The sequence below is a fragment of the Mesorhizobium sp. M0152 genome (genome assembly GCF_040322415.1).
Taxonomy (GTDB): domain Bacteria; phylum Pseudomonadota; class Alphaproteobacteria; order Rhizobiales; family Rhizobiaceae; genus Mesorhizobium.
The window spans coordinates 39,450-52,017 of record NZ_JAMYTH010000015.1 but is presented as its reverse complement, the minus strand read 5'-3'; the positions used below and the strand labels follow the sequence as shown (position 1 = coordinate 52,017).

Sequence of the window (12,568 nt, the reverse complement as noted above, 5' to 3'; positions counted from 1 at the left end):
ACACGCCTCGGGGTGCAACTTCCGGAGCCTGCACGATGAACGAAGCTCAGGATCTGTTCTCGCTTCTGCGACAATCGACCGATGTCGATCCACAGGCGATCGACGCGATCAAGCGAACCATCGCGGAGGGCGACGACCGCGAACTTTGCCGCATCAATGCCCCAGCCTTCGCCAGCAAGCATGGCCTGGACGAGGAGCGCGCAATAAGCGCCTTTCTGCATGCGGCGCGGGTGGGCATCTTCGACATTTCCTGGAATGTTCTGTGCCCCGGCTGTGGCGGCGTGCTCGACACCAACGCCACGCTGAAAACCTTGCAGAAGGACGAATACACCTGCGCGCTGTGCTCCGAGGGCTATGCGCCGACCCTCGACGAGATGGTCGAGGTGACATTCACCGTCAATCCCCGCATGCGCAGGATTGCCGCCCACAATCCACACGAGCTGCCGGTGGCGGAATATTTCCGCCAGATCTACTGGGGGTCCGGCGTCGATCTGCCGGAACAGGATTTCGCGAAACAGATGGAAGCGTTCTCGCTGGAGGATATCGAGCTTGCGCCGGGTGAAAAGGCGGTTCTGCCCATACAGCTTCCGCCCGAATTCATCATCGTCTTCGAGCCGGTCACCCATTCAGCGCAGTTCATCGACGTGAAGGGCGAACCAACAAAGGAGCGCCGAAGCCTCTCTTTGGTCTTCGACCGCGACCATGTCCAGAACCAGACTCTGGAGATGCAACCCGGCCCGGTGCGCATTTCGCTGGAAAACAGGACCGACACCCGCGTGCTGCCGACGGTCTTCATCGCCGGCGAAGCGTTGCATGGTTTCCTGGGTAAAAGCCGGCCCTTCCTGACCGCCAAGCGCCTGCTCACCAACCAGACGTTTCGCGATCTCTATCGCACGGATACGCTCGACATCAACCAGCGCCTGAAGATCACCAGCCTGACCTTCCTGTTCACCGACCTGCGCGGATCGACCGAGCTTTACGAGCGGGTGGGCGACCTTTCCGCCTTCGATCTCGTGCGCTTGCATTTCCAGGTTCTGCACGAGATCGTCGCCGCGGAGGCAGGCGCGGTGGTGAAGACGATCGGTGATGCGGTGATGGCGACCTTCGCGACGCCCGATCGTGCGATTGCTGCGGCCCTCAGGATGCGCGATGCCATGCGTGAGCTCAACGACAAGAGCGGGCGCGAGGACCTGCTGCTCAAGATCGGCGTCCATGCCGGCCCCTGCATCGCCGTGTCCATGAACGAGCGACAGGACTATTTCGGCCAGACGGTCAACATTGCTTCGCGGGTCCAGAACCTTGCCAACGCACAGGCGATCTTCGCCACGCGTGCGGTAGTCGACGACAATCTCACCGCCGATCTGTTGCACCGGAACGCGCTGACACCCGTGCCCCACGAGGTTTCGCTGCGCGGCATCGAGCGGGAAATAGCAGTATATACGATCCCCTGAAGACTTGGCCCCCGAAGACTTGGTCCCGAAGGGTTGGGTCGTCTGGGCCCCTCACACGCGCCGGCAGACAAAATACCGATCGGCGGGCACCGAAGGCGGCGGCGCGAGGCGCTGCAACTGCGGGTGATCGAGCGGCGTGCCGCTGACCGCGATGCCGCCGAGGCGAAGCAGGCGCGCGGTCAGATCGGGAAGCCAGGTAGAGGTCACTGCATCGCGATCTTCATAGCCGGTTCCGATGTCGGCATGAACAAGAGCGGCCTCGATGCCAATGAACCTGCTCGCCGTCTCGCGTATTTCGCCGAGCACGAGGTTTTCAGCTTCGGGAATTGAGCTGGAGTGGGCGGCCAGCGTGCGGTCGAACGCTACGATTCGGCGTCCGGGCAGGCGCTCGCGCAGATGGTGGAACGTCCGGCCATTGCCGAGGCCGAGCTCGAGCACGGGGCCCTCGATCTTCGCTACCTCCGCGCAGATTTGATCGAGAATGTCGCGCTGTGCGGTCAGCCTGCGGATGAAACTCTCGAGGCGACTCATATGCGTTTGTGTGTCCTGAACCTACTCAAGGCAATGCCCGCGATTAAACCCCGATCGAGCTTCGTCGCATATAGAGGCCAACGATGAACACTGCAACAACCGAACAGGCTGCCGACGAGGATCGTACCGGGTGGACTTGGCGGCCCGGAGCGCTGCGGAATAGCGATGTCATTTGTATGGGTCTGCGGCATCCCGCAATCCGTCGCCGAGGAAGTTGAACGCCAAGATGACGAGAATGACAGGGAGCATCGGCAAAAGCAGCCATGGATAGAACGCGATGACGCTGACGCTGCGCGCCTCGGTGAGCAGGATGCCCCAGCTGGTTGTCGGCGGCCTCAGGCCAAGCCCAAGGAAGCTCAGCGCCGTCTCGCCCAGGATCATGCCGGGTATGGAGATCGTCGCCGTCGCGATCAGATGCGACATGAAGCCGGGAATGAGGTGCCGCCGGATAATGCGGCTGCTGCTGGCGCCCATCAATTGCGCGGCCAGAACGTAATCCTCCTCGCGCAAGGCTAGAAGCTTTGACCGCACGGCCCGCGCCAGCCCGGTCCAGTGGATCAGCCCGAGGATGACGGTGATGCCGAAATAGATCAGGATTGGACTCCAGGTTATCGGCATGATCGCCGCCAGAGCCAGCCATAGCGGAATGCTGGGGATCGATTGCAGAACTTCGATTATCCGTTGAACGATCAGGTCGAAGATACCGCCGTGATAGCCAGCCATTCCACCTATGACAATGCCGAGCAGGAAGCTGAAACTGATGCCGACAAGGCCGATGGTCAGTGAAATGCGTGCGCCATAGATGATGCGCGAGAGCACATCGCGCCCCAGCCTGTCGGTGCCGGCCAGGAAGAGCTGGCCGTTTTCGGCAGGACAGACAAAATGCCTGTCACCTTCGACGAGGCCCCAAAACTGGTAACTGTCGCCCTTGCAGAAGAAACGAATCCGCTGAACATCATCCTGTTTGTCGATGTAGTTCCGTTTGAGTGAGTCCATATCCAGCGTCATCTGGCGACCATAGACGAACGGCCCGACAAGCTTGCCGTTATGGAACAGGTGCACCCGCTGCGGCGGCGAATAGATGTAGTCCATGTTGCGCGTGTGCAGATTGTAGGGCGCCAGAAACTCGCAGATCAGTATCCCGAAATAGAGCGCTGCCAGGAATATGCCGGACACAAGGGCAAGCCGGTGCCGTCGGAATTTCCACCACATCAGGCGCAACTGCGACGCCTGAAAGACCTTCGACTGCTCCGCCGTCATCGCCTCTACCGATTGCAGGTCAAAGGGCGCGCTGGAAACGTAGTGTTGCAGTGGGGCACCCGGAGCGGGCAGCGGCGATTGCGTTTTCATTTGGTGCTGCCGCCTTGCAAACGAATTCGCGGATCAAGGAGCGCCAGCGCCAAGTCGGAAATCAGGACACCGATGACCGTCAGGAAGGCGAGGAACATCAGGAACGACCCTGCCAGATACATATCCTGGCTTTGCAGCGCTCTGATCAGCATCGGCCCGGTGGTTTCCAAAGACAGCACTATCGCGGTGATTTCGGCGCCGGAGATGATGGCCGGCAGGATAGAGCCGATGTCGGAAATGAAGAAATTGAGCGCCATGCGCAGCGGATATTTGACGAGCGCCCTGAAGGGATGAAGGCCTTTGGCGCGCGCGGTCACGACATATTGCTTATGAAGCTCATCGAGCAGATTGGCGCGCAGCCGCCGGATCATGCTTGCCGTGCCGCCGGTGCCGATGATCAAGACCGGGATCCAGAGATGGGCGAGGATCGACTTCGCCTTGGCCAAGCTCATCGGCTCACTGAGATATTGCGGGTCCATGAGATGGCCGATGGAGGTGCCGAACCAGATATTGGCGAAATACATCAGGATCAGCGCCAGCATGAAATTCGGAATGGCAAGGCCGAGAAGGCCGAAGAGAGTAAGGCCGTAGTCGCCCCAACTGTATTGACGCGTGGCGGAGTACATGCCGATCGGAAAGGCGATGAGCCAGGTGAAGATGATCGTGACGAAGGAAACCAGCACGGTCAGCCACATTCGGTCGCCGACGACGTCGCGAACCGGCAGCTCATACTCGAAGGAATAGCCGAAATCACCGCGCAGCATCCCGCCGACCCAGTAGAAGTAGCGAATGACCGGCGGCTGGTCGAAACCATATTCCTTCCGCATCATTTGGATGCGATCGGAATCCACCGCTTCGCCCTGAGCCCGAAGCTCGGAAACATAGCTGTCGAAATAATCGCCTGGGGGAAGTTCGATGATCGTGAACACCAGCGCCGATATGATCAGCAGCGTTGGAACCATCACAGCGATGCGCCAGACAATATATCGAAACACGCTCAGGACTCTCCAAGCCAGAATGTATCCGGCATGTAGACACCGAAATAGGCGGTCGGGTCATAGCCGTAGAGCGCCTTGTCAGGCAGATTGCGCAGCCGTGAGGACGCCAGAACCGGCTGATGCGTTCCGTTCACCGTGCCGATCGAAAACACCTGATCGGTGTAGATCGACAGCATTGAATTCCAGATCTCGGCGCGCGACGTGGCATCGGTCGACGCGTTCCAGCGCTTGAGCAAAGCCATCAACTCGACCACAGGCGGAAGATCGGGCGCCTCACCCAGCGTGCCACGAGACAGGTAGTGGGCACCCCAGAGCGGCCATTGCAGCTGATCGTCGATGGTGGGGGCCAACTGGTACGGATTCATGTCGGGGGTCGGCACGCCATTGTCGATGCCCGACCACATCGACATTATGATCTGGCCGCCAAGCGCGCGGCTGCGGAAGATGTCGCGCTGCGAAGTCCGGACGAACAGGGCGATGCCGATCTGGCGCCAGTGATCCGTGATGAGTTCGAGCGCGTCGGTTTCCAGCGTGCTTTCGCCGGCCGTTTCCACGATGATCTGCGCCGGGCGTCCATCGGGAAGAACCCGCAGGCCATCATCGTCGCGCGTTTGAAGCCCGACCTCGTCGAGCAGGGCGTTGGCCTGGCCGGGATCATGGGCGACCCAGGCCTTCGCGAATTCCGGCCGGTAGAGCGGGCTCTCCGGCAGGACCGTATCGGCACTTTCCTGCGCCAATCCGTAGAACACGGCCAAATTGATCTCGCGCCTGTCCACAGCGAGGGAAAGCGCGCGGCGCACGCGCACGTCACGAAAAAGGCTACGCCACACCTGGTCGGCACAATTCAGATTGGGCAGCAGCGCCAGCCGCGAACCCTGTGTGCGTTTCCAAAGATGCATCTTCACCGGGTAACGCTTCTCCGCATCCTTTAGGAAAGAGTAATCGGCGAAGTCAATTCCCATGGTTTGCAGGTCGCTCTCACCCGCACCGGTCTTGGCGGAAATGATCGCCGACGAGCTGACATTCATGACAATTCGGTCAACATAGGGCAGTTGCCGGCCATTCTCGTCTATTCTATGGAAGAACGGGTTTCGCTCGAAGATGAACTGCTCAGCCGGCGGCTTGGTCCGGTTCTGCCAGGGATCGAGCGTCGGCAGCTCCGGGTTCTCCGGGCGATACTGCCGCGACATGCGGATATGCAGGAGCGTCCATTTCTGGACCCGGTTCTCCGTCATCAGGCCGGCGAGCCGGAATGCATCTTGGTATTTCTTGTGGAACTGCTTGAGATAGGCGGCCGGCAGAACAAGCGATAGCGGCGAGGCAGCAGCGAGCTTGGGCAGGAAGTCGGGATTTGGCGCCTCCCAACTGTAGCGGACCGTCAACGGGTCGACGATCTCGAAGCGTGGCGCCTTGCCATCCGCCAGCAGGCCCGGGGCAAGGCCGCCTTGCGAAAGCTCATCGTTCAGCCAGACATCTTCCCAGCAATAGCGAAAGTCCTCCGGCGTCAACAGGCTGCCGTCAGACCATTTATGTCCTTCCCGTATCTTGAAAGTGAAGACTCGATCATGCGCTACGTCGAAACTTTCGAGGATGTCGGGTTGCATGTTAAGCTTTTCGTCATAGCCGACCAGGCGAGCATACCCATAGATCGTCATCATCCGGATATCTTTCTGGCTGCCGATGATCGTGCGCAGCGTGCCGCCATACTGGCCGGGCTGCCGGCCCATCGCAGCGAGATTCAAAACGCGCGGGCTCTTGGGAAGGCGGTCGGCGAGTGCCGGCAGCGCCCTAGCCTTCAGCTGCGGCTGAAGAAATTCCGGCTCCAGATCGCCTGCGTGCAGCGTGCCCGGCAGAAATGCCGAAGTCATGAGCCCAAGGACGGTGCGCCGGCTGATCAAGGGCGTAGCTCGCTGACATCGGCCGAACGTCGGGCCAGCACGAGGTGGCCGCCGCCAAGATCGAGCGCCGACAGCCTATCCTCGTCACCCTCGTCGCGGAATTGCGGTCCCCATGCGCTGGTGTCGGAAGCGCCGCTGAGCTTCAACGTCTTGAAATCCATCGGCCGGTCGAGATCGGGAAAAGGGACTGCGGCGACCAGTGAGCGCGTGTAGGGGTGGACCGGTTTCCTAAGCAGAATTTCGCGCGGGGCAAGCTCGACGATACGCCCGCCGCACATCACCGCGATGCGGTCTGCCATGTAGTCCACCACCGCTAGGTTGTGGGATATGAAAAGGTAGGTCAGGCCCAGTTCCTTCTGCAGGTCCTTCAAGAGGTTCAGGATCTGCGCCTGGACAGAGACATCGAGCGCCGAAACCGGCTCGTCGCAGATCAGGAGTTCAGGCCCCAGCGCCAACGCGCGCGCGATGCCGATACGCTGACGCTGCCCGCCGGAGAAACTGTGCGGATAACGCTTGATGAAGCGCGGATCGAGCCCGATTGCCTGCATAAGGCTCTTGACCGTGGCTAGTCGGGACGCGGCATTGCCCCGTTGATGGATTTCCAACGGCTCGCTCAAGATGTTCTCCACCGTCATGCGAGGTGAAAGCGACGAAACCGGATCCTGAAAGACCATCTGGATTTTCGCGCGCAGCAGGCGCAGGGCGTCTGTGTCGCCTCCCAATACGTCGATCGGTCCATCGCGGCCGCTGAAGATCACAGAGCCGCCGCTCGGGGTGACAGCCCGCATGAGGATCTTGCTGACGGTGGTTTTGCCGGAGCCGCTTTCGCCGACCAAGCCCAGGCACTCACCCCGCCTGATATCGAAGCTCACGCCGTCTACGGCGCGAACAGAGGTTTGATGTTTCCCGCCGAACCATCCGGACTTGCGGATGGTGAAGGTCTTTGTCAGATCCCTGACCGATAGCAGGATGTCGTCCGGTCCCTTCGATGCTGGCGCCGTCTGTTTGCCGAGCAGATTCTCGACATTCACAGGCACCTCGCGGAGCGCCTTTAGCCGTTCACCAGGCTTCAGGTCGAAATGCGGAACGGCTGCCATCAGGCCCCTCAGGTAGGGGTGACCTGGCCGGCGGAATATCGCCTCGACAGGTCCCGCTTCCATGATCTCGCCATGGTAGATGACCACCACCTCGTCGGCGACATTGGCGACCACACCGAGGTCGTGCGTGATCAGCAGCATCGCCATGTTCAGCTTGCTCTGAAGCCCGCGCAGCAATTGCAGGATTTGCGCCTGGATGGTGACGTCCAACGCCGTCGTCGGCTCGTCCGCGATCAACAGGGCGGGCCGGCAGATAAGCGCCATGGCGATCATGGCACGCTGACGCAATCCTCCCGAAAGTTCAAACGGATACATGTCATAGGCGCGCTTGGGATTGGGAAAGCCGACCAGGCTGAGCATTTCCTCGGTCCGCGCCTTGCGCTCTGCCCGAGCCATGGGCGTATGAATTTGCAGGGATTCGCTGACCTGGTTGCCGATCGTGTGCAGCGGCGACAGCGATATCATCGGCTCCTGAAAAATCTTGCCGATGCGGCTGCCTCTCAACGCCCGGATTTCGGGTCCGTCACGCGGCATCTGCAGGATATCCTGCGTCGTGCCGGGCTTTTCAGGATCGGAAAATAGGATACGGCCACGAACATGGGCTGTGTTCGGCAAAATGCCCATCACTGCCTGGCTAAGAACCGATTTTCCGGAACCGGACTCGCCCACAAGCGCGGTAACCTTGCCGGGAAGGACGCGAAGATTTGCACGCCTGACGGCATGCAACGGTCCCCCGATAATGGCAAAAGAGATGCCAACGTCTTCGACCCGCAGTAGATCAACGCCCGAATTCATTCTTATACCAGCCCACTCCTGCCGGCCTGCCGGGCGGCAGACCCAGAAAGCGAGACTAGCGCATTGCCAGCCTAGAGCAACTTGGATTCGAAACGGTCGCCACTGGCGAATCCGGCGACCGGACTGCCTACCAAAGGCGTTCGGATCAGATTGGCCGGGCTACTGGAGCTTCCTCGCGTCGCCCGCCGACAGCCGTGCGGCATCGCGATGAAGCAGCATGACCTGCTCGGCCTCCGATCTGCGGTCGTAAATCGGCTCCAGCGCACCGTCTTCATCGAGTGCGAGAGCGCCCGACAGATCGGGTGAAAGCACCGTCAGCTTCTGCTTGATCCCCGCCAGTTCCTCGTTGCCGAGCGTCAGCCAGCTGTTGGCGCCGCAATAGCTGGCGAAGTCTTTGCTGGCGAGAACGCGGTGCGGATATTTCTTGGTCAGCGTCTGGAGGCGCTGGACCTCGTTTACAGCCGAGCCGAAGACAGAGAATGTGAGCCGGTCGGTAAGCCCGACATTGCCGAACATCACATTGCCGACATGCAGGCCGATGCCAAATTTTATGTCGGACAATCCCTTTTCTTTCCTTCGCAGATTGAGATCCATCATGCGCGCAGTGGCCTTGTGCGCTGCCGCCAGAGCAGACTGGCAGGCGATCTCGGACTGCGAGCGATGCCTTTCGCAAGGGTAGACGGCAATGAAGCCATCCCCGATGAAACTCATGATCTGCCCGCCTTTGCGATTGAAAGGTGCAGCAATGGCATCGAAAAACTGATTCAGCGTATCGATGTAGATTTCACGGCCGGAAGTTTCGGCAAGCTTTGTCGACCCGCGCATATCGGCCATGACCAGTGCGGCCCGGATTGTGTCGCCCTCGCCGCGCTTGATCTGGCCGTCCAGCACGCGTCTGCCGGCGTCGCCGCCGAGATAAGTGGTCATCATGTTGTCGGCCAGCTTGGTGAGCACCGCCATTTTGGTTGCGATGGCGAGATGGTTTTGGATACGCAGCAGCGCCGAAATCATGCTGTCGGTGAAACCTGAAGCACTGTCGGTGGACCAGGACCCGATCATACCCTGACTGGTATTGCCGTTGAAAGGATGGACGAAAGCCAGGTAATCGGTCACGCCCATAAGCCTGAGCTCATCGAAAACGGGAAATTCCGACGGGACCGACGGGTCGAGCCGACGCCGCAGATGGTCGAGCTTGTTGTTGAGCAGATGGTAGTATGGGCTGGTCAGGAATCTGTCAGAATGAACGCCGTCCTTTTTGCGGAAGCCTTCCACTTCCATGCCTTGGCCGCGAAGCCAGGTGAAGCCAAGCGCGTCATAAAGCGGATGCAGCATCGAAAAGCTCAAATGCACCCGCTTCAGCGGCAGGCCGGCAGCAGCCAGCCGTTCGCAAAACCCCTTTACCAAGGTTTCCAGGTCGTTGCCCGCCAGCGCCGACTGAGTCAGCCAATCGGCAACCTTATCCATGAGAATTGTGGAAATTTCTGCTCGCGCCGTGCTCATACCACCTCGAAACCCGTCGAAGACGGAGCCATTATCCTTCGATCCGCCATAACACAGTCCGCCAGCGACCCAAAGATAGCCCAAAGTCAACGAGGCCGGCTTCGGCGGCAGAGCGGCGAAAGAATTTCCCGAATGACTGTCCTTGCAACCAAGGAACAGGCTTAACTGCATTCATGTCTTGTGGCGTTATGTGGCGAAGCTGCGGGCGGAGTGCAATCACGATCCTGACATCGGGCAGAAAATTCGCCGGCTGGGACGCCGTCAGGCCTTCACCACCGTCTCTCGGAGGAGCCCGAGACGGCCAAAAACATTGCGTGTGTCGACGATCAGAAGGGCGTGATCAGCGATTGTCTGATAGTCGATCGCGTCATGGTCGGTTGCAACGACGACAGCATCGAAATCCTTCAAGGCCGCCTCGGTCAATTCGACCGAGCGGCGCCCCTTGATCGCCATATGCTCCCGTGTGGTCGGGATCTCGGGAACATGCGGATCGTGGAATTCCGCCTTGCCGCCCCATTCCTCGATGAGTTCAATGAGCCGCAATGAGGGGCTTTCGCGTATGTCGGGCACATTCCTCTTGTAGGCGAGCCCGATGATGAGAATGCGCGAGCGGCTGAGCGCCTTGCCGCAGCGCCGGTCCAGCGCTTTCGCCAGTTCATCGACCACATGACGCGGCATGGCAGTGTTGATCTCTGCCGCCAGCTCGATGAAGCGGGTCGGCAGTTCGTATTCGCGCGCCTTCCACGTCAGGTAGAAGGGATCGATCGGAACGCAGTGCCCGCCCAATCCGGGGCCAGGATAGAAAGGCATGTAGCCGAAGGGCTTGCTCTTGGCCGCCTCGATCACCTCCCAGATGTCGATCCCCATCGCGCCGAGCACGACCTTCAATTCGTTGACGAGGGCTATGTTGACCGTACGGAAGATGTTTTCCGTCAGCTTGACTGCCTCGGCGGTCGCCGTGGTGGAAACCGGAACGACGGTTTTGACCACGCCCTGGTAGAAAGCCTGCACGAGCGCCGCCGCTTCAATGCCGTCACCGGCCACGACCTTGGGGATCGTCGCGACTTCAAAGTTGCGGTTACCGGGATCCTCGCGTTCGGGCGAGAAGCCGAGGAAGAAGTCTATCTTCGACTGTAAGCCGGTTTCTTCCAGTATGGGCTTGATCACGTCGTCGGTGGTGCCGGGATAGGTAGTAGATTCCAGCACGACGAGGTGGCCGAGACGCAGATGCTTTGCGATGGTGCCAGTCGTGTTCCTGACAAAGGAGAGGTCCGGCTCACGATTTTTCGTCAGCGGTGTCGGAACGCAGATGATGATGACATCGCAGACGGACAGTTCGGCAAAATCCGCGGTGGCGCGGAATTGTCCACTCGCCACGTGGCCGGCAAGGGCTGTCGACGTCACCGCCTCAATGTAGGATTGGCCGCTGTTCAGGCTCTCGACCTTCTGGGCTTCGATGTCGAAGCCGAAAACCGGGAAGCCGGCGCGTGCGACCGCCATTGCCAGCGGCAACCCGACATAGCCCAATCCGATCACGCCGACTTGCGCGGCATGCGTCGAGATACGGTTCAGCAGACGGTCATGTGCCGATCGTGAAGCGTCCAAAAATCTGCTTTCCCGTTAGTTCGGATAGGCTGGCCGCTCCCGTGCGCGGCTTACCATGGTCCCAGGAACCATGGCCGAGGCATATTGCGGAAAATGGATTCTCGCAAGCCGTCATCAGACCGGCAACTTTGCCTTCAAGCTTGCGGCAGCCATCGCATAGCCGCCGGCGGCACCATCTATGAAATGAACGTGATCGCGCTGCAGCGGCGAGGCGACGAGGCAGGTCATCAAGGCCGATTTCTGGCGGTGCAGGCCATAGTTGCAGATGCCCGCCTCTTCCGCCTGTTTCAGCCGGTTCTCGATCCGTTGCAACACATCAGCGTCAACGTCGATGGTCATCTTCAAGCCGTCGTCGAATTTCCGGAAATCCGAATTGCTGGACACCTCGCGTTTGTAGATCTTCGGATCGAAACTGCCGATCGTCCAGCCATATCTATCGGTGACGGCCGTAAGCGTCATCAGGAACACTATCCACACCTTCGACAGCCACCGCCGTCCTGCCGGCGCCGTGGCCCGCGCCTCGATATCCAGGCCGGCGGGCAGCAAGCTGTAGGCCGGGCCGTTCACCGGCACCGGATGGCCATCGCGCTCCTGCCTGCCGGCAAGGGCGATGATGTCGGATGCCAGAAACTGAAAACCGCGCAGGTCGCGCGACGCCCCCGGTGTGGCTATGATCGAGACGATTTCGCCATGCCGGGTTTCGATCGGGTTCCAGCGGCAGGAGAGGCCGGTCAGATCCGGCCGCGCGCCGGCCGGCGCAGGATCGATGCGGTAGCGCCCCGCTTTCATCTCGGCTTCCGCCCAACTGCCGCCACCGCCGGCGAACATGGCATACAGGACCGCATCGGAGGCTTGGAACCTTGCCACGCGAACGTCGAGGCCCTGCGCTCGAATATCCTTTATCGGCACGATTGCGGCACGCAGGGTCAGGTCCAGTTCGTCAGCCACCCATCTCTGGACAGCCGCCAGCGCGTTGCGGGTGGTCTCCACCGCCGAGCCGGGAAATGCGACGAGCGCCCCGTCGCCGCCGAAGACAAAGGGAAGATCTCGCCGACCCAGCGCATTGAGCAGGGCCGAAATGACACTGGCGCCGGCCATATTGACTGTTTTATAGCGTCCAGTCTCGATCGCCTTGGTCGAGCCGACAATGTCGGCGGTGGCCAGCGCCCAGCCATCGGGGAGAGGCCGATAGTTGTCAATATCGGCAACGCTTTCGAACTCTGCGAAGACCGGCAGAGAAGCGACAAACGGATCGGACGCGGCAGCTGTTTCCATGAGCATCAGATAGCACATTCCACTGCTTGAAGGTGAAGTCGATCATGCTTCAAAATTGACTTGCGCAT

Annotated in this window: 9 protein-coding genes; 1 reads left to right on the top strand and 8 read right to left on the bottom strand. The window is 60.2% G+C overall.

The window, feature by feature from the left end:
- Window positions 1-35: 35 nt before the first annotated feature.
- Window positions 36-1,451, top strand: a complete 1,416-nt coding sequence (locus tag NKJ26_RS16820) for an adenylate/guanylate cyclase domain-containing protein (protein WP_352696243.1) — start codon at window positions 36-38, stop codon at window positions 1,449-1,451.
- A 51-nt stretch (window positions 1,452-1,502) separates the two neighbouring features.
- Here NKJ26_RS16820 and NKJ26_RS16815 read toward each other — a convergent pair whose 3' ends face one another.
- The 8 genes from NKJ26_RS16815 to NKJ26_RS16780 form a co-directional block, all read right to left on the bottom strand.
- Entirely contained in the window at window positions 1,503-1,982 is a 480-nt protein-coding gene (locus NKJ26_RS16815; protein WP_352696242.1) for a class I SAM-dependent methyltransferase, read from the bottom strand.
- 168 nt (window positions 1,983-2,150) lie between these two features.
- Window positions 2,151-3,332: an ABC transporter permease gene (locus NKJ26_RS16810; RefSeq protein WP_352696241.1), complete on the bottom strand. Its 1,182-nt coding sequence runs from the start codon at window positions 3,330-3,332 to the stop codon at window positions 2,151-2,153.
- On the bottom strand, window positions 3,329-4,327 hold the full coding sequence (locus tag NKJ26_RS16805) for an ABC transporter permease (protein WP_352604516.1): 999 nt from the start codon (window positions 4,325-4,327) through the stop codon (window positions 3,329-3,331). The genes NKJ26_RS16810 and NKJ26_RS16805 overlap by 4 nt, the downstream gene beginning before the upstream one ends.
- A 2-nt stretch (window positions 4,328-4,329) precedes the next feature.
- A complete protein-coding gene (locus tag NKJ26_RS16800; protein ID WP_352604515.1) occupies window positions 4,330-6,228 on the bottom strand; it encodes an ABC transporter substrate-binding protein in 1,899 nt (632 codons plus the stop codon).
- On the bottom strand, window positions 6,225-8,120 hold the full coding sequence (locus NKJ26_RS16795; protein WP_352604513.1) for an ABC transporter ATP-binding protein: 1,896 nt from the start codon (window positions 8,118-8,120) through the stop codon (window positions 6,225-6,227). The genes NKJ26_RS16800 and NKJ26_RS16795 overlap by 4 nt, the downstream gene beginning before the upstream one ends.
- A gap of 159 nt (window positions 8,121-8,279) precedes the next feature.
- The gene (locus NKJ26_RS16790) at window positions 8,280-9,620 is read right to left on the bottom strand and encodes an adenylate/guanylate cyclase domain-containing protein (protein ID WP_352604511.1); all 1,341 of its coding nucleotides are present in this window, start codon (window positions 9,618-9,620) and stop codon (window positions 8,280-8,282) included.
- A 261-nt stretch (window positions 9,621-9,881) separates the two neighbouring features.
- A complete protein-coding gene (locus NKJ26_RS16785; protein WP_352604509.1) occupies window positions 9,882-11,225 on the bottom strand; it encodes a nucleotide sugar dehydrogenase in 1,344 nt (447 codons plus the stop codon).
- Window positions 11,226-11,339: 114 nt separating this feature from the next.
- Window positions 11,340-12,500, bottom strand: coding sequence for a DUF3095 domain-containing protein (locus NKJ26_RS16780; RefSeq protein WP_352604591.1), 1,161 nt, complete (start codon window positions 12,498-12,500; stop codon window positions 11,340-11,342).
- Between the last annotated feature and the right edge of the window lie 68 nt (window positions 12,501-12,568).